16 protein-coding genes and 1 tRNA gene are annotated in these 18,342 nt (G+C 60.3%); 2 read left to right on the top strand and 15 right to left on the bottom strand.

Annotated elements, in window-relative coordinates:
* Positions 1 to 187 precede the first annotated feature (187 nt).
* From PRZ01_RS01440 to uvrC, 6 genes are all read right to left on the bottom strand, one after another.
* Positions 188 to 2,107 carry a SurA N-terminal domain-containing protein gene (locus tag PRZ01_RS01440; protein ID WP_273594961.1) on the bottom strand — a complete coding sequence of 640 codons (1,920 nt, stop codon included), beginning with the start codon at positions 2,105 to 2,107 and terminating at the stop codon, positions 188 to 190.
* A gap of 161 nt (positions 2,108 to 2,268) precedes the next feature.
* Positions 2,269 to 2,344 (bottom strand) — tRNA-Val (locus PRZ01_RS01435).
* Positions 2,345 to 2,368: 24 nt separating this feature from the next.
* Positions 2,369 to 2,641: an HU family DNA-binding protein gene (locus PRZ01_RS01430; RefSeq protein ID WP_273594960.1), complete on the bottom strand. Its 273-nt coding sequence runs from the start codon at positions 2,639 to 2,641 to the stop codon at positions 2,369 to 2,371.
* Positions 2,642 to 2,911: 270 nt separating this feature from the next.
* Complete coding sequence (gene pgsA / locus PRZ01_RS01425; RefSeq protein ID WP_273594959.1) at positions 2,912 to 3,478, bottom strand: CDP-diacylglycerol--glycerol-3-phosphate 3-phosphatidyltransferase; 567 nt, start codon at positions 3,476 to 3,478, stop codon at positions 2,912 to 2,914.
* A 155-nt stretch (positions 3,479 to 3,633) separates the two neighbouring features.
* A complete protein-coding gene (locus PRZ01_RS01420; RefSeq protein ID WP_273594958.1) occupies positions 3,634 to 4,200 on the bottom strand; it encodes a hypothetical protein in 567 nt (188 codons plus the stop codon).
* Complete coding sequence (uvrC, locus tag PRZ01_RS01415; RefSeq protein ID WP_273595050.1) at positions 4,187 to 6,142, bottom strand: excinuclease ABC subunit UvrC; 1,956 nt, start codon at positions 6,140 to 6,142, stop codon at positions 4,187 to 4,189. The genes PRZ01_RS01420 and uvrC overlap by 14 nt, the downstream gene beginning before the upstream one ends.
* 202 nt (positions 6,143 to 6,344) lie before the next feature.
* Here uvrC and earP point away from each other — a divergent pair, with 202 nt between their 5' ends.
* Positions 6,345 to 7,412, top strand: coding sequence for an elongation factor P maturation arginine rhamnosyltransferase EarP (gene earP / locus PRZ01_RS01410; RefSeq protein WP_273594957.1), 1,068 nt, complete (start codon positions 6,345 to 6,347; stop codon positions 7,410 to 7,412).
* Between the two features lie 236 nt (positions 7,413 to 7,648).
* Positions 7,649 to 8,203, top strand: coding sequence for an elongation factor P (gene efp / locus PRZ01_RS01405; RefSeq protein WP_273594956.1), 555 nt, complete (start codon positions 7,649 to 7,651; stop codon positions 8,201 to 8,203).
* Between the two features lie 169 nt (positions 8,204 to 8,372).
* Here efp and PRZ01_RS01400 read toward each other — a convergent pair whose 3' ends face one another.
* From PRZ01_RS01400 to PRZ01_RS01360, 9 genes are all read right to left on the bottom strand, one after another.
* Positions 8,373 to 8,705 carry a hypothetical protein gene (locus PRZ01_RS01400; protein WP_273594955.1) on the bottom strand — a complete coding sequence of 111 codons (333 nt, stop codon included), beginning with the start codon at positions 8,703 to 8,705 and terminating at the stop codon, positions 8,373 to 8,375.
* Positions 8,706 to 8,779: 74 nt separating this feature from the next.
* Positions 8,780 to 9,649 (bottom strand): 2OG-Fe(II) oxygenase, encoded by an 870-nt coding sequence (locus PRZ01_RS01395; RefSeq protein WP_273594954.1) that lies wholly within the window; start codon positions 9,647 to 9,649, stop codon positions 8,780 to 8,782.
* Between the two features lie 23 nt (positions 9,650 to 9,672).
* Positions 9,673 to 10,455: a peroxide stress protein YaaA gene (gene yaaA / locus PRZ01_RS01390; protein WP_273594953.1), complete on the bottom strand. Its 783-nt coding sequence runs from the start codon at positions 10,453 to 10,455 to the stop codon at positions 9,673 to 9,675.
* 68 nt (positions 10,456 to 10,523) lie between these two features.
* On the bottom strand, positions 10,524 to 11,885 hold the full coding sequence (locus tag PRZ01_RS01385) for a TolC family outer membrane protein (RefSeq protein ID WP_273594952.1): 1,362 nt from the start codon (positions 11,883 to 11,885) through the stop codon (positions 10,524 to 10,526).
* Between the two features lie 63 nt (positions 11,886 to 11,948).
* Positions 11,949 to 12,284, bottom strand: a complete 336-nt coding sequence (locus PRZ01_RS01380) for a rhodanese-like domain-containing protein (protein ID WP_273594951.1) — start codon at positions 12,282 to 12,284, stop codon at positions 11,949 to 11,951.
* 19 nt (positions 12,285 to 12,303) lie between these two features.
* The gene (locus PRZ01_RS01375; protein WP_273594950.1) at positions 12,304 to 12,957 is read right to left on the bottom strand and encodes a protein-L-isoaspartate O-methyltransferase family protein; all 654 of its coding nucleotides are present in this window, start codon (positions 12,955 to 12,957) and stop codon (positions 12,304 to 12,306) included.
* Between the two features lie 86 nt (positions 12,958 to 13,043).
* The gene (locus PRZ01_RS01370) at positions 13,044 to 16,193 is read right to left on the bottom strand and encodes an efflux RND transporter permease subunit (RefSeq protein WP_273594949.1); all 3,150 of its coding nucleotides are present in this window, start codon (positions 16,191 to 16,193) and stop codon (positions 13,044 to 13,046) included.
* 15 nt (positions 16,194 to 16,208) lie between these two features.
* Positions 16,209 to 17,321, bottom strand: a complete 1,113-nt coding sequence (locus PRZ01_RS01365; RefSeq protein WP_273594948.1) for an efflux RND transporter periplasmic adaptor subunit — start codon at positions 17,319 to 17,321, stop codon at positions 16,209 to 16,211.
* A gap of 85 nt (positions 17,322 to 17,406) precedes the next feature.
* Positions 17,407 to 18,126, bottom strand: coding sequence for a TetR/AcrR family transcriptional regulator (locus tag PRZ01_RS01360; protein ID WP_273594947.1), 720 nt, complete (start codon positions 18,124 to 18,126; stop codon positions 17,407 to 17,409).
* Positions 18,127 to 18,342: the final 216 nt, after the last annotated feature.

Raw genomic sequence — 18,342 nt, 5'->3', positions numbered from 1 at the left:
ACTAATCTCGATCACTGCGAAGACTCTCATTATAGAACGAATTTTCGTCTGTTTTGAAGGTCTTCAAGAAATTTTGAATTTTTTATGTCGTACACGCAGCAAGCTTGCCCGCGTCGTTGAATCAGCGCGCCGCCGTGGCCATGCTTCACCCGCGGTGGACAAGGCCTGAGGCGTCTCTTTCAGGCGGTCAAGGTTGAGCGGCAGAAGCCGCCGAGACGGCTGTGGCCGGTGCCTTCAGCACCACTTTGTAGTGGCGCTTCAAGGCGGCGAAGTAGGCTTGAGATTCTGCCGCGCTCCAGGCTTGGGCATATTGCTGGGCGGCGCGTTTGGCGTCGATCACAGCCGGGTCGCGGTCTTGCAATTGGTTGAGGCGCAGCACCACGTAGGCGCCCTCGCCCGTGTCCACGCCCACGCTCGTCGGCAGTTTGCTCACATCCGCCGCCAGCACGGCTTCCAAGACCTTGCGCGATAACCCGCTCGCCTTGGCGCGTGAAACCCAGGTGGCCTCACCCAAACCGGCGGCGTCTCCACCCGCCTTCAGAGACTCAAGTCGTGCTTGTCCTGCTTTGACAGCCTCGGCCATCGCCAGCTTGCCCACGACTTGAGCGCGAACCTTGTCTTTCACGTCGTCCAGGCTCTGCAGTTTGGCAGGGTTGTACTGAACCACGCGGGCGGCAGTCATTTGGTTGGCGGCGGTTTCTACGGCCTCGGTGTTGCGTTTGTTGCGCAGCGCGTCGTTGCTAAAAATGGACTCCAGCAATTTGGCCGAAGCGAGCGGGCCGGTTGCACCCAAAGCCGGCGTGCGCTGAACTGTTGCGGTGCTGAGGCTCAATTTCAGTTTGTCTGCCGCAGGCTGCAGGCTGTCGGCTTGCTCATACACCAAATTGCTGAACTGCTCAGCGGCCTCTGAATAACGCTTTTGCGCCAACTGTTTGCGAACCTCAGCCTCAACCTCGGCATGCACCGAATCAAAGCTTTTTTTGTCGCCGCCACGAATGGCGGTCAACTCGATCACGTGGTAGCCGTACTCTGATTCGATCGGGGCACTGATTTCGCCTTTTTTCATGGCAAACACAGCATCGTCGAAGGACTTGACCATCGCACCGTGGCCGAAGAAATCAAGGTCGCCGCCATTCACAGCAGAGCCTTCATCCTGCGAGTTTTTACGTGCCAATTCAGCAAACGCCGACGGGTTCTTGCGTGCCTGCGCTGACAGTTCTTCTGCACGCGCCTTGGCCTTGCCGCGCACCTCAGCGGAGGCTGTCTTGTCGACCTTGATCAAGATGTGGCTGGCGCGGCGCTCTTCGGCAACGGCATAACGCGAAGCATTTTCTTCGTAGTACTTGCGCAGGTCTTCTTCATTGAACGAGACACCGACCTTCAAGGCTTCGAGGTCCAACACCACGTATTGGATTTGCGCGTTCTCGGGCAGTTGGAACAAGCTTGCGTTGGCCGGATCTTTGTAGAAGGCTTCAAATTGCGCATCAGTCGGCGAAACCTTGGCCAGGAAGTCTTTGGCCTCGAAGCGCTGCACCTGCACCTCACGCTGCTGCAACAAGGCGTCGAATGCAGCATTGGCATTCGCGCTGGTGGCCAGGGTCGAGCCTGCCACGCCTTGTGTCACTTGGCGCAATGCCAGGTCTTGACGCAGGCGCTCAACAAACATTTGCGAGCTCATGCCTTGCGCGGCCAGCAAAGACTTGTTGACGGTGCCATCGGGGTTGCGCAAGAAGGCGAACTGCGGGTCGTTCTGGAACATCGATTGCAGACGCTCGTCGTTGACGACGAAATGCTGGTCCTTGGCCGCGGCTTGCAGCACTCGCTCGCGAATCAAACCCTCCAACGCTTCCTTGCGAGCCTCGGGGGAGTCCAGCAGCTTGGGGTCCAGATTGGGCATTTGGGCGCGCAGACGCTCGGCCTGCTGGCGATTCGCGGCATCCCATTCCGTCTGCGTGATCTTGCGGCCATCCACGGTCGCCACGCCTGCGTTGGCGTTGTCCATGAAACTGGTGTAGCCCTGCATTCCGACCAAAGCAAAGGAAGGCAGGATCAGAATCAACAAGATGAATTGGAACAGGCGCGTGTGCTTACGGACGAACTCAAACATCGAAAAACCTCAGACATGCATGCGAATGCGACAAAGGCGAACCGAGGTCCGCCTTTGAATGAGTTGGCATTGTGGGTGAATGCCATGCGCCAAGTTAACACCCCATCCATGCACCGCCGCACTTGACGTGGACACTGGGCCGTTGAACATAGCACGGTATTTGGTGGGTGCTGACGGGCTCGAACCGCCGACCGCCTCCGTGTAAAGGAGATGCTCTACCAACTGAGCTAAGCACCCGCGAAGCCCGTAATTATACGGGATTTAATTCACAGCGTCCTTCAAAGCTTTTCCGGGACGAAATTTTGGCACTTTGGCGGCCTCAATCTTGATGGTGTCGCCCGTGCGCGGATTGCGGCCAGAGCGCGCTTCGCGCTGGGTCACGCTGAAGGTCCCAAACCCCACCAAAGAAACGGAGCCATTTTTCTTCAGTGTGCTCTTGACGCTGCCGATCACAGCTTCGAGTGCACGCGCCGCCGCCGCTTTGGAAATATCGGCTTGCACGGCAATGTGATCGATCAGTTCAGACTTGTTCACTTCGATACCTCTCAAAGGTGGGTAAGCGTGCCCACGGCACGCTCAGATGTTCAGGCCCGCGCTGCACGCAATGCACGGCGGTAGATGTTTCACTGCTCGAAACAATTCAACAAACGCAATAGCGAGCAGAATTTCAAAAGGGGTTGCGGCGCCGACCCGAACGCCGCGAAGCAGCGGATTTTATGCGGATTCAAGACCCGTCAGGGCCAAGGAAAAATCCTGATACAAAAGATCTGACCAATCGACACGCAGCATGCGCCGGTCGCACATTCAGCGCGCTTTGGCGCGAATTTCAGGAAGCGCTTTTTGCAGGTAATAGACCATGGACCAGATGGTCAAGATCACCGCCAGGTAAATCAACCAAGTGCCCCAAACATGCGTGGGGATCAGGTCAAACAGGCGGCCATCAAACAGCAAAAAGGGAATCGCCACCATCTGCACTGTGGTCTTGAGCTTGCCGACCATGTGCACAGCCACACTGCGCGACGCGCCGATCTGCGCCATCCACTCACGCAGCGCAGAAATGGTGATCTCGCGCCCGATGATGACCAAGGCCACCAGCGCATTGACGCGCCCCAATTCCAACAAGACGAGCAAGGCGGCGCACACCAGAATTTTGTCCGCCACCGGATCCAGAAAGGCCCCGAAGGCGGAGGCTTGATTCAGCTTGCGCGCCAAGTAGCCGTCAAGCCAGTCCGTTAGCGCAACCAGCACAAACAGGCCGGTGGCCAGCAGATTCTGATTGACCGCAGAAATGTCCAGGTAGAACACCCCCACGATCAGCGGAATGGCGACGATGCGGGCCCAAGTGAAGAGCGTAGGCAGTGTGAAGAACATGCTGGGCATTGTGCACAACAAAAGGGCATGATTTGCCCTGGGCCGGCAGAGAATGTGGCTTTATTGTTGCGCCGACACGGAGGTGCAGCCACCGCAGTCCTTCACGCGCTTCACCGCAGCCCCAAGTTTTTCAGCCCAGGGCATAGCGCGATACATCAGTCCAGCGTTCGCGGCTTGAATTTGCGCTCGTCGTTGAACAAAAAGGTCTCGGTGAATTTCCAGGGTCGCGGCATGGCGGAGACATCACCATACGGCGCGGCACGGTGTACGGCGTCCATCGCCAGTTGCAAGGTTTCGAGTGCTTGCCCGGGCTTGCGCAACACGGTGATGGCTTTGATGCTGCCGTCCCGCTTCAATTCGACTTCCAACACAGGGATGGCCAACAAGATGGCCGGCACCTCGCCCATATAACTGTGTTCCGGGTTGGCTGCCACCAGACGCTGGGCCGCCTGCTTGCGCAATTCGTCGCCGTTGCGCACCGGCTTCGGCTGCGCGAGCACCACCGGTTTGCCCTCGGCCGAACTGTTGCCGGGCGAAGGCTTGGGGGCTGGATCGCCACGGCCCACAACACCGCCGGCAGCCTCGGATGCCGTACCCACCTGGGGCGTGCTGCCCGCAGCAGGGCGAGGGCCGCCATCCATCGAACAGCCGGACAACAAGGCCGCCAGTCCCAAGCCCAAGGCCACGCGGGACCAAGCGGGCGCAGTTTCAATGCAAGACACGATAAATTTCCTCTGCCAATTCACGGGATATGCCTTTGACCGTCGCAATTTCTTCGACGCTGGCCTGCGCCACGCCACGCACTCCCCCAAAACGCTGCAGCAGTTGGGCCCGCTTTTTCGGCCCCACGCCGTCCACATCCTCCAAACGTGAGCCGCCCGTGCGCACGGCAGCGCGCTTGGCGCGCATGCCCGTGATTGCGAAACGGTGCGCCTCATCGCGTATTTGCGCCACCAGCATCAAGGCGGCAGAGTCCCGGCCCAATGACACTTTGACACGGCCATCCGCGAACACCAATTCTTCGAGCCCCACCTTGCGGCCCTCGCCCTTTTCCACACCGACGATCAGGCTCAAGTCCAGGCCCAACTCTTCGAACACCTCGCGCGCCATCGAGACTTGACCCCGGCCACCATCCACCAGCACCAGATCTGGCAAACGCCCCGTCCCCAATTGCGCCGCTTCGGCCAGTTTGCTGTAGCGGCGAGTCAGCACCTGCCGCATCGCGGCATAGTCGTCGCCACCGGTGATTCCGTCAATGTTGTAGCGCCGGTACTCGCTGCTCTGCATCTGGTGCGACTCGAACACCACGCACGACGCCATCGTCGATTCACCCGCGGTATGGCTGATGTCAAAACACTCGATGCGAAAGGTGTCCAAATCTGGGGCTGACAAATCCAGGGCTTCAAGCAAGGCCCGCGTACGCGCCTGCTGCGAGCCCTCTTCAGACAACAAACGCGCCAAGGCCAACTCAGCGCCCTTGATACACATGTCCTGCCAGATGCGCCGCTGCCCGCGGGGCTGCGCTTGCGTGGTGACCTTGAAGCCGGCTTGCTGGGTCAAGGCCTGCGCCAACGCATCGTCCACCGCCTCACTCACCACGATCAACGAGGGCACTGACGCGTCGAGATAGTGTTGCGCCATGAAGGCTTCCAGCACCTGGCGCTCGGGCGAGTACGCTGTGATTGATCCGGCCTCATCGCCCGCGCCATCAGCGCCGCCGCCCTTGTCGCCATCCTCATCGCCATCCAGGTCGAGCCGAAGCGCGGTGGCCTCTTCCACGTGTTTGGGGAAGAAGGCCCGATCCCCCAGGTGCCGGCCACCGCGCACCATCGCCAAGTTCACGCAAGCGCGCCCGCCATGCACCTTGGCGGCCAGAATGTCGACGTCCCGGTCCCGTCCCGTGGCGCTGTTTTCGTCCATCGACTGCTGCTGCAGCACACTCGCCAAGGCTTGGATCTGGTTGCGGCGCTCGGCCGCCAGCTCAAACTCCAGCCGCTCCGCATGCGCCATCATCTGTGCTTGCAGGCCGTCCATCACCTCCTGAGTTTCACCCAGCAAAAACCGTTCGGCGTTGCTCACATTGCGTGCGTAATCAGCGGTTTGTCCCTCAGGCACGCAAGGCCCCGAACAGCGCCGAATCTGGTATACCAAGCAGGGGCGGCTGCGGTTGTTGAACACAGTGTCTTCACAGGTGCGCAGCTTGAAAACCTTCTGGATCAGTTGCATCGACTCCTTCACTGCCCAGGCACTGGGAAAGGGCCCGAAGTAACGGTGACGCCGATCCACCGCCCCCCTGTAATAGCTGATCCGCGGGTAGGCATGGCCGCTCAACTTGAGATAGGGGTAACTCTTGTCGTCCTTGAACAAAATATTGAACTTGGGGTTCAAGGTTTTGATCAGGTTGTTTTCCAGCAGCAGCGCCTCAGCCTCCGTGCGGACCACTGTGGTGTCGAGCCGCGCAATGCGCGCCACCATCATGCCAATGCGTGTGCCACCGTGGTCTTTCTGAAAGTAGCTGGACACCCGGCGCTTCAGGTGCTTGGCCTTGCCCACATAAAGCACTTGATCCTGGGCGTCAAAGTAGCGATAGACACCCGGCAACCCCGGTAAAGCGGCGACCTGGGCCAAGATTTTTTCGCGCTGCGCAACGGCGGCCCGCTCCATTTCGGCCACACGCTGCGCCTCGGCAGCTTCGATCATCTGGCGCTCGGCGGTCCACTCGGCTTGTTTTTGGGCGCCCAGTTCAGCATCGCTCAAAGGCGATTGGGCAGGATCAGGAGTCTCACTGGCTTGCATGGGACCCGATTGTGCCGCCCCCACAGCAGCCCGACAGCAAGCGGCTCAGCGGCGCCTTGATAATTGCGCCATGAGTTTGCAATGGGATTTGTTTTGCCGCGTGGTCGACAACTTCGGTGACGTGGGTGTTTGCTGGCGGCTCGCACACGACTTGGCCGCGCGAGGTGAAAAGCTGCGTTTGTGGATCGACGACCCCTCCGCACTGCAGTGGATGGCGCCACATCCCAGGCCTGCCAGCATCGAAATCCGCCACTGGGACGCGCCCGCCGCAGGGCTGGCGCCGCCCGACGTCGTCATCGAAGCCTTTGGCTGCGAGTTGCCCAAAGCCTTCGTGGCCCAGATGGCCGTGCAAGCGCGCCCACCGCTATGGCTGAATCTTGAATATCTTAGCGCTGAGAGCTATGTGGAGCGCAGCCACGGCCTGAGTTCGCCGCAATTCAGCGGGCCGGGGCGCGGCTTGACTAAGCGTTTTTTTTACCCCGGCTTCACCTCCCGCACCGGCGGTCTCTTGCGCGAGCCCGATCTGCTGAAATCTCAAGCGGAATTTGATGCGGCCGCCTGGCTGTCGTCGCATGGCGTGCATCGCCGGGCTGGCCAAACTGTGGTCAGCCTGTTTACCTACGCCAACATGGCGCTCCCGGCGCTGCTGTCGGAGCTGGCGCAAGCCGACGTTTTGCTGCTCGTTTGCGCCGGCAAGGTTCAGGACCAAATGACCCGCATGACACTGCCGGCCGACTTGAACTGGCTAGCCCTGCCATTTTTGAGCCAGCCGAATTTCGACCGATTGCTCTGGGCCTGCGACCTCAATTTTGTGCGCGGTGAAGACTCCTTCGTGCGCGCGCAGTGGGCCGGCAAGCCCTTCGTTTGGCACATCTACCCCCAAGACGACCTGGCACATGCACCCAAGCTGGAAGCCTTTATGGCGCGCTGGCTGGCTGATGCTGATGCCACGCTAGCCAATCACTATCGCACCCTGTGGCGGCAGTGGAACGGCCTTCAACCCTGGGCCACCCCAAGCCTGAACCTGCCGGAACTGCTGCGGCTTGGGCCGGCACACGCCCAAGCTTGGCGTGCACATTTGGCGGAACAAGACGATCTCACCAGCCAACTGATCCATCTCGCCCGCAAAACAAGCTAAAATCCGACGCTTTGCCACGCAAGAGGCTCGCCGAGCTGGTTGTTTTGACGACCCGGCTCAGTGGAACTCAGGCATCTAAGGCATCTAAGGCCCAGCGCCTTGGGTACCGTCGGCATTAATTCAAATTGCTGCTTTATTGGCCAGGGACATGAACCCGCCGCGACGGTGACAGGCATATGCCCTCACCCGAACGAATGGCCACCCGCAACATCTGTCCCTCCAATATCGGAACACCCATGAAGATTGCACAAGAAATCCGCGCCGGCAACGTGATCATGCACGGCAAGGACCCGATGGTCGTTTTGAAGACCGAATACAGCCGTGGTGGCCGCAATGCCGCCACCGTGCGCATGAAACTCAAGAGCCTGCTGAACAGCTCGGGCACCGAAGTCGTGTTCAAGGCCGACGACAAGATGGACCAAGTCATTCTGGAAAAGAAAGACTGCACCTACACCTACTTCGCTGACCCGATGTATGTGTTCATGGACACCGACTACAACCAGTTCGAAGTCGAAGCCGAGAACATGGGCGACGCCGTTTCTTACCTGGAAGATGCGATGCCCGTAGAAGTGGTGTTCTACGACGGCAAGGCCATCTCGGTTGAAATGCCCACGTCCGTGGTGCGCGAAGTGACCTGGACTGAGCCCGCCGTCAAGGGCGACACCTCCGGCAAGGTGCTCAAGCCTGCCAAGATCGCTACCGGCTTCGAAATCCCGGTGCCCATCTTCGTTGCCCAAGGCGACAAGATCGAAATCGACACCCGCACGCACGAGTACCGCAAGCGCGTCTGAGCGTTCGCGCTCCAGCACAACAAAAAGGGCATCTTCGGATGCCCTTTTTGTTTGCTGGAACAGCCAACAAACAAATGGGGTCAGAGTCGATTTATCAAACAAATGGGGTCAGAGTCGATTTATTGATAAATCGACTCTGACCCCATTAATTTTTTGACCCCATTAATTTTCAATGCACCTTGTGTGCGGGGTGCTTGGTCTTGGCCTTGTGAGCGCCAGCCGTCTTGGTTTTGCTGGACGACTTACCTGCGGCCGACTTCTTGGTCTTCTTGGACTTTTTGCCGGAAGACGCGTGTGAAGCGTTTTTCTTGCTTGACTTGCTCTTCTTGGCACTGCTTTCGGCCTTGGCGGGGGCCTGGGCAGTGGGCTCGCTGATAACTCGGCCGGCAACGGCTGGCGGCATCGGCTGCGCGGCCTGTTGAGGGGCCTGCTGGGGAATTTGCTGTGCCAAAGCCAAGCTGCTCACCAAACTGGCCAGGGCCAGAACTATCGTCTTTTTCATCAAGAATTTCTCCAGTCGTCTATTCAGCGGAAATTTGCCTGCGCCAATTTTAGGCGCAGCGCTGCCCTACCCTGTCAAATGAACTCACCTTCACGCAACCATTTGGTGGCGACCCATTTTTCACCTGCGCAAACCTGGGCGCCGCCGTGGAGTGTTTGTGTACCGGGGTCCGGCTGGTCATAACTGAAAAACACAGCGTTACCCTTCACCGGTGACACGGCCAGTTGAATGTCCGGGAACACTGTCGCACCGCCCGCCTCAGGCGTATTGAGATAGATCACCAAAGTGCCTACGCGCTGCCCGCCACGCGCAAGAATCGCGGGGGTCGCCACATGGCCAGGATCAAAATAGTCATAGTGCGGCTGATATTCAGCACCAGGGCGGTAATGCAAAACTTGCAGGCCCTCACCGTTCTCGACCGGCCAATTCAAGAGTGCGGCGATGCGTGATTCGATCCGCGCAACACAGGCATCCTCACCGCGTGTAAAGAACATGCCGTCACTGGTGCGGGCGGTGTTGACCTCACTGCCAACGGAGGTGTCTGCAACCGTTTCAGAACGCGACATTCTTGGGCGTGCGCGCGCCACCAAGGCATCGCATTCTTCGTCGGACAACAAGCCCCCAAAAACAACGATGCGAGGCTGCGCCAGGGTCAGTAGAACCTTGACGGTATGCCCCTCCACGACGCACTCCGAACGCTCCGCCGTCAAGTCAGGTTCAGGGAGGCGACCCGAAGGCGGCAACGCCCGCTGCGCTGCTTCAAAACGTTTCAAACCGGGTTGCTGACCTTGCTTGCCCAGAACCGCTTGCACCGCTTGTTCCGCCACATCGGCGTCCCAACCGCTGGCCCGCAAGGCGGCCAGAATCTTGTTCTGGTCATGCCCTTCCTTGAATTGAACGGCGATCCAACGCCGCACTTCCACCGTGACCAACTGCGTCGACATGTGTGCCCCCCCTACTCTGCTCGTCAGGCCAGGCGGCGCCGAAACAACAGGCGCTCAGGCGTCGACAAGGCTGACTCAAAGGCATAGCCCTCTCGATTGAAATCCCGCAAACCCGCCGGCGTGTCAATGCGCTCAGTGATGGCGTAACGTGCCATCAGGCCGCGTGCGCGCTTGGCAAAAAAACTGATGATCTTGTATTGCCCATTTTTCCAGTCCTCGAACTGGCACTCAATGACCCGCGGCTTCAGGCAAGCTCGATCCGCCGCCCGAAAATACTCCTGCGAGGCCAAGTTCACGATGACCGGCACTTGCGCCGCCGCAGCACGCTGATTGAGATGCTCGGCCAATTGATCACCCCAAAAGCTGTAAAGGCTGGCGCCTGATGGATTGGCCAAGCGGGTACCCATTTCAAGCCGATAGGGCTGCACCAGATCCAAGGGGCGCAGCACACCATACAGGCCCGACAGAATCGCCAGATGCTGCTGGGCCCAGCCCAGGTCAGCCAGGCTCAATGTCGGGGCCGATAGGCCGCCGTAGACATCGCCATCAAACGCAAAGGCGGCAGGCTTGCTGTTCTCATGCGTGAATTGTGGCCGCCAGCTTTGATAACGCGCGACATTGAGTCGCGCCAAGTCATCCGACAAATGCATGAGGGCGGCCACCTGGCCTTCAGATTGGGCCCGGAGGATGTCGATCAACGCGCGGGACTGCGCCACGAACTGCGGCTGCGTGCTCAGCGCCTTCACAGCCTCTGGCGTGGGCGTTTCGTAGTCCAGCGCCTTGGCGGGAGAAATCAAATAAAGCATGGCAGCATTTTCATCGACAGCAAAAAACCCGCCGCAGCGGGTTTCACAGAGTCTTCAAAGAGGACAGATTATTTGGCCAGCAACTGATTCACGGCCGACACATCTTCAGCCTTGAGTTGCCCTGAGGCCTGGCGCAGCTTGAGGCCGTTGACCAGCACGTCATAGCGCGCCTTGGCCAAGTCGCGCTGGGTGGTGTAGAGCTGCGTCTGGGCGTTCAGCACGTCCAAGTTGACCCGTACGCCGACTTTGTAGCCCAGTTGCGTGGCATCAAGCGCCAACTTGGAGGAAGACTCGGCGGCCTCATAGGCTTTCACCTGGGCGTTGAGCGATTGCACGCCGAAGAAGGCCCGCTTGGTCCCTTCAGCCACGCTGCGGCGCGCGTAGTCCAGGTCGTTGCGCGCCTTCTCTTCCAAAATCAGGGTTTCCTTGATGCGATTTTGGTTGGCACCGCCGGCATACAAGGGGTAATTGATGCTCAGGCCCAAAGAGGCGGTTTTGGCCGTACCTTCTCCGGCGCCTGTGGCGATCTGAGGATTCTTGATGTTGGTCCGCTCGTTAGAGACGGCCACTGAGCCCGTCATGTCAACCGTGACACCATCATTGGCCCGAGCCTTGGTGGTGTCCAGCTTGGCCACTTCAAGCGCCAGGCGGGCCTTGCGGATCGACGGGTGCAATTCGTCCGCCTGCGTCACCCAAGGGTCCACCGTCACCGGCAGAACCGCAGGCAAGGCGACTGGCACGGCCAATGGCTTCGGTGTCACGCCCACACGGCCCACCAATTGGTCCAGCGTCACGCTCTTGACCCTCAGGTCGTTGTCGGCGGCGATCTCGGTCGCGGTTGCCAGGTCAAAACGGGCCTGGGCTTCACGGGTGTCGGTGATGGTGGCGGTGCCCACCTCGAAATTGCGTTTTGCGGAAGCCAGTTGTTCAGCGATAGCGGCCTTGGCGGCTTGGCTGGTGGACAAAGTGTCTTTGGCAGCCAGCACATCAAAATAGGCTTGCGCCATTCGGACAATCAAGTCTTGTTCGGCCACCTCAAGATCGGCCTGCGCAACGCTCAAGGCCCGCTGTGCCTGCGCGATGGTGGCCGAGCTGGCCGGGTTGTAGAGCGCATATTTGCCAGTCAGGCCGACTTGGGCGGTGGCCGCGTTGAAGTTCAAACCGCTGACAGGCTCGAGACGCTGGCCGGTGTAGCTGCCGCCCAGCCCCAGGCTGGGGCGGCCCAGAGCGTCCGCCTGCGCAGCCTTGTACTGCGCTGAATCCGACAAAGAACGGGCCGAGAGATAGCTCGCATCAAACCCGCGTGCGGCGTCATAAAGCTCTTGCAAACTCTGCGCCTGCACGGCACCGGCCGAGCCAAACGCCAGGAGAAGCGCCAACCCGAGTCGATGGGGGGCGATGCGCAAAGAAGTTGCACGCGATTCAGTCATGAGCGTCCTTGTCAACATGGGTGGGTGCGACCAATGAGTCGTCTGTTAAGGCCGTCAGGCCAGTCAATATCGAGATACCGATGCGTCGATGTCTTGCGACCAAGCATCGATGCCACCGGCGAGGTTATAGACGGTTTCGAAGCCCTGGCGCAGCAAAAATGCGACGACCTGCAGACTTCTCACCCCATGATGGCAATAGCAGACGATGGGCTGCTTGGGGTCGAGCGTGCTGCAGAGCGCCGGCACCTGCGACATGGGCATGAGACGGGCCTCCGCGCCTTCCAGCCGGATGCTGGCCAGCGCAGCCTCCCAGGGCTCGCGCACATCCAGCAGCCGCAAGGGCTCACCCGTTGAGGCACCGCACAGCGCCACCAACTCGCGAGGGCTGATCTGCATCATCGGGTGTACGGCTTGCAGCTCAGAAAGCAAAACCGCTGCGCTCGCCAAAGCCCTGCAGGCGCGGCGCGATGGTGTCGAACAGATCAACGCCGCGGAACTCGTTGTCGCCAACACGCGTCACCAAGCGGGCGCGCATCACGGGCTCGTCGCCCACAATCGCCAGCAAACGGCCGCCCACCTTGAGTTGATTCAACAATTGAGGCGGCACCTCGGCGACGGAACCCGACAGCAAGATGGCATCAAAAGGCGCCTCGCCCGCCAAGCCGTGCACGCCGTCCTGCTCTTGCACGACGACATTGCGCACACCGGAGCGGCGCAGATTTTCCCGAGCCAAAGCCGCCAACTCAGGATTCGTTTCCAAGCTGAACACGCGCTGTGCCTTGTGGCCGAGCAATGCGGCCATGAAGCCGCTGCCCGTGCCGATTTCCAGCACCTTCTCGTGGCGCGACACATTCAAGGTCTGCAGCAGGCGTGCTTCCAGGCGCGGCGCCAGCATTTGCTGGCCGCCCGGCAGGGGCAGTTCGGTGTCCATGAAGGCCGCGCTCTTGTAAGCCGTGGGCACAAAATCTTCGCGCTTCACCACGGCCAACAAGGCCAAAACGCCCGCGTCCAGCACATTCCAGGGGCGAATCTGCTGTTCGATCATGTTGAAGCGGGCTTGTTCGATATTCATCTCAATTCCTCGTCAAAAAGCGACGTCGCATCGCTTGGTTATTTTTGCAATTCTAGTGGCCCGCAAAACGCCAACAGCATGGGCCATCAGGCCTTGCCGCCCAGGAATTTGCGCTTTGCCCACATCGACAAATCATCCAGATAGCAATAGATCACCGGCACCACCACCAGGGTCAGCAGCGAGGACGTGATCACCCCGCCAATCACCGCTTGTCCCATGGGAGCACGTTGCTCGGCGCCCTCGCTCATCGCAAAGGCCAGCGGCACCATGCCAAAAACCATCGCCAGGGTGGTCATCAAGATCGGGCGCAGGCGCACCTTGGCCGCATGCAACAGCGCTTCATTGCGGCCCATGGGCTCGGCGTCGACACCATGCCCATGTTCGCCCTCGCGGGAGCGGATCGCAAAATCAATCAGCAGGATCGCGTTTTTGGTGACCAAGCCCATCAGCATGACAATCCCAATGATGCTGAACATATTCAGCGTCGAGCGGAAGGCCAGCAAGGCCAGCACCACGCCGATGAGCGTCAGCGGCAGCGAGCTCATCAAGGCCAAGGGCTGCAGGAAGCTCTTGAACTGGCTGGCCAGAATCATGTAGATGAACACGATGGCCAAGGCCAGCGCACCAACCGCGTAGCTGAAGGACTCGTTCATGTTCTTGGTCGAACCGCCAAAGCTGTAGCGGTAGCCGGGCGGAAACGCCGTGTCATCCAGCACTTTCTTGATGTCGGCCGACACCTCGCCCGAGCTGCGCCCCAAGGCGTTGGCGTCGATGGTGATCTCCCGGTTCAGGTCCCGTCGATTGATCTGGTTAGGCCCGGTGGAAGCACGCACATCAGCCACCTGGCTCAAGCGCACCGCACGCGGTGTGCCGTCGGCAGCGGCGGCCACATTGATGGGCATGCCGCGCAGGTCGGCGATGGCGTCACGGCTTTCCGGCCCCAGGCGGACGATCACGTCATAGTTCTCGCCATCGGACGCTCGCCAGTTGCCAACAGTCGTGCCCGCCACCAGGGTGCGCAAGGTGGTCGCCAGGCTGCTGACGTTGAGCCCGACATCGGCGGCGGCATCACGCTTGACCTCCACGGACACCGTCGGCTTGTCGGGTTTGAGCGTGGTGTCCAAATCCACCAGCCCCGGGATCTTCTGCAAGCGCACCATCACCTGCTTCGAGAGCCGCTCCAACTCATCCAGATCAGCGCCCTGAAGCGAGAACTGCAGGCTCTTGCCTCCCCCAAGATCGGTCTGGCCGATATTGGTCACCGTGATGCCGGGGATTTGCGCCAGCTTCTCACGCATGGGAGTCGCCAAGTCGTTCACGCTGCGCTTGCGGTCCTTGCGATCCTGCAAGCGCACATACACCGCGCCATAAATCTTTCCAGCCGCCATGCCGCTGTTGATGGTCGTTACGGTGTACTTCACCTCTGGCATGGCGCGCAGTACCGTGTCGATCTGCCGGGCGCGCGCCTCGGTCACCTCCAGGGCCGAGCCCACGGGGGTGTAGAAGTTGATCTGCGTTTCCGACAAATCTGCCTTGGGCACAAACTCTTTGCCCACACCTGAAATCAAGGCGCAACTGCACAGCAGCGACGCCAGGGCGATGGCCAAGGTTTTGCCCTTGTGCCGCAAAGACCAACCCAGCACGGCTTGATAGATGCTCGACAGCCACTCGGTGAAGGTATCGAACGCGCCGGTGACGCGGCCCAGCGTCTTGTCGTACAACGTGACCGGCGGGCCCTTGTGCACGCCATGGGCCTGAGGGTCGTGCCAAATGCTCGACAGCATCGGGTCCAGCGTGAAGCTGACAAACATAGAGATCAGCACTGCAGCCACGATGGTGATGCCAAACTCGTGGAAGAACTTGCCCACGATGCCGCCCATGAAGCCGATGGGCAGAAACACCGCGACGATGGACAAGGTGGTGGCCAGCACCGCCAGGCCGATTTCTTCAGTGCCATCCAGCGCCGCCTGCTTGGGTGAAGCGCCCATTTGCACGTGGCGCACGATGTTCTCGCGCACCACGATGGCATCGTCGATCAACAAGCCCACGCACAGGCTCAGAGCCATCATGGTGATGTTGTTGATGGTGAACCCGAACACGTACATGAACAAGAACGTACCGATCAACGCAATCGGCAGCGTCAGGCCGGTGATGATGGTGGAGCGCCAGGAGTTGAGGAACAAGAAGACGATCAACACCGTCAGCGCCGCACCTTCAAACAAGGTGTGCTGCACGTTCGCCACCGAGACGCGGATGGCGCGCGAGTTGTCGCGATTGACCTCCGTTTTGATACCCTTGGGCGTGACGGCCTTGGACTCTTTCAAGGCCGCGTAGAGGCCGTCCACCACGTCGATGGTGTTCTCGCCCTGGCTCTTCTGCACGCTGAGCAGCACGGTGCGTTGGCCGTTGTAGAGCGCCAGGCTGTCCACCTCCTGCGGGCCGTCCACCACGTCGGCCACCTGCCACAGCTTGACGGACACGCCGTTCTTGCGCGCCACCACGATGTCGCGAAACTCCTCCGGGCGCTTCAAACGGGCGTTGATCTGCACCACCTGCTCTTTTTCGAGCGAGCGCAGATTGCCCATGGGCAGTTCCTGATTTTCACTTTGAACCGCGTTCAGCATCTGGTCGACGGTGACGCCCATCGACTCCATGGCCTGCGGACGCAGGCGAATCTGCACCTGCCGCTGCAGGCCGCCCACCACCGTCACGGAGCCCACGCCACGTACGTTTTCCAGGCGCTTTTGCAAAACCTTGACCGCCCAGGTGGTCAATTCCTGCGTGCTCTGCTTGCCATCTTCAGACAGCACGGCCACATTGAAAATAGGCATGCTTTGCGGGTCGAAACGGGAAACCCGAGGCTCCTTCACCTCGGTGCGCAAGGTGGGTCGCACGAGGGCGACTTTCTCGCGCACGTCCTCAGCCGCCTTGCGGCCGTCCACATCAAGATTGAACTCGATGATGACGACCGAGGTGCCTTCATACGAGCGCGACGTCAGGGCATTGATGCCGGCGACCGTGTTGACCGCCTCTTCGACCTTTTTGGTGACCTCGCTCTCGACAATCTCTGGCGAAGCGCCGGGATAGTCCATCTGCACGACCACGGTCGGGAAGTCGATGTTCGGAAACTGGTCGACCGACAAGCGCTGATAACTGAACAGGCCCAGCACCACAAAGGCCATCATGACCATCACGGCCATGACCGGGTTTTGAATCGATATACGGGTGAACCACATGGTGCGGGCCCGTCCTCAGTGTGCCGTGCCGGAGGCCGGCTGAGCGCTACCCGGGACCTTGTCGTGCCCCAACTCCGCCAAGCTGACCCGCGTGCCGTCAGCCACTTGGCCTGCCGAAATAGCCAGGATTCGCGCGCCATCGCCCAGCCCGCTGTCCGCGCTCACGCGAAGTTCAACCACCGTCTGCCCGGCAATCTCCCCTACAGGGCCCTCTTCCACTTTGATGGCCTTGACCGCGCCGTCCTCAATCTTCAAGACATAGGGCTTGGCCTTGTCCATGCGCACCGCTGACTGGGGCGCCACCAGGGCCTCGTGTTCTTCGAGCAGAAGCTTGCCGCGCGCAAACATGCCGTGCCGCAGTCCCGGCTGGCCATCGATGCGCAAATACACCAGCACCGCGCGCGAGCCGGCCTGCGCCATCGGGTTGATGCGGGCCACCACTGCAGGCACATCGCCCGCCAGGCCTTCAATTTGCAAACGGGCCTTGGCGCCGACCTTCACCGCCCCGGCAAATTCTGGCGCGATGGCGGCCTCCATCTCCAGTTTGGAGAGGTTAACGATTTCCAGGATCTTGCCGTCAATGGCCACGCGCTCGCCCGGCTGGGCCAGCCGCTGCGATACCTGGCCCGAAATCGGCGCCAGCAAACGCGAGTCAGCCAATGATTTGCGCGCCAACTCCACGGCAGCCTGAGCGGCCAGCAAGGTGGCCTGGGCACCGGCTTCGCTGGCCACGGCCTGATCCATGGCGGTTGGCGAAATGAATCCCTGCGCCACCATGGCCCGGTTGTTATCAAGCGTGCGCTTGGCAATGTCCAGTTGCGAGCGGCTGGCAGCCGCTTGCTGCTCCGCCTGGCGCAAACGCCAGTCGAACTCAACGTTGTCCAGTTGGCCAACCACCTGGCCGGCCTTCACCGTGTCGCCCTCGCGCACGCTCAGTTGCGCCAACTCAGCCGCCACCTTGGCCTTGATCACCGCACTGTCCACCGCACGCACATTGCCTGAAATGTCCAGGCTGCTGGTGAAGCGCTGGCGCTTAAGGCTCACTACATCGATATCGGCCAAGACCAATCCCACCGGCGCCTTCGCCCCCATCGCTGCGGCCTCGGCCGCAGCTTGACGCGATTTCATATAACTTTTTCCAGCCAGCCCCATGCCAAGCAACACAACCAGAGACAACGCAATCTTCTGCCAAAGCTTCATGGGCAAACGTCTTTCAAGAGCGGGAGGAAAGGGAAGGAGACGGAGCGGCCAGATCTGTTGTTGGCGCTACCGGTGAACTCAGCAAACCACGCAAGAGCAGATCCAGATGCACCGCCATGACACTGGCGGGATCAATCTGCACCTCTTGAATCTTGCAGGCGCCAAACGCATGTTCAAACAGCACCATGTGCAACATGGGCCCGATCAAGACCGTGACGGTCTCGGCCACTGGCACCTCGCGGAATTCACCGCGCTCAATGCCGCGCCGGATCAAAGCGCACAGCAAGTCGTTGGTGGGCGCGATAACCTCAGTCATGTAGAACTGCGCCAACTCAGGAAAGTTGCCGGCCTCCGCCAGCATGATCTTGCAGATGCCGCCCAGATTGCGGTCGCCAACCTCGCACAGCCAGTCGTTCATGACTTGGCGCAGCAAGTCAACGCTGGAGCCGGTGAAATTGGCCACCTGCACGGCACTGTCTTCGATATGCACCGACAGGTTCTCGCGCACCACTGCCTTGAACAAATCTTCTTTGCTGGGGTAGTAGCGGTACAACGTGCCTTTGGAGACACCGGCGCGTGCCGCCACCTCTTCGCTGCGGGTGGCGGCAAAGCCCCTTTCGACAAACAGCGTCAGCGCCGCGTCCAGCAACTCTTGCGGGCGCGCTTCTTTGCGCCGCTGGCGCGTGCCGGCGCGGCTGGATGAGACCTTGTTCGAAAGGGGGTTGAGGCTCAATGCACGGACCTGATGAATTCAGCGGGCGTCACGAGAGCAGTGCATCGAATGCTCTATTGACTGATCGGTCAGTAATGTATTCGCCCACAAGCCGCCGGTCAACCTCGGCCCTGGCGCATCAAACCCACACACGCCACGGCAACCGCCTGGCCGCCCCACGTCGATTCGTCCGTCACAGGCGCAAGCTATCATCGCGCCCACTTTAAAGAGGAGTAG

This window comes from Roseateles koreensis (genome assembly GCF_028595305.1).
Classification (GTDB): Bacteria; Pseudomonadota; Gammaproteobacteria; order Burkholderiales; family Burkholderiaceae_C; genus Paucibacter_A; species Paucibacter_A koreensis.
This window is presented reverse-complemented; position numbering and strand designations above follow the sequence as displayed.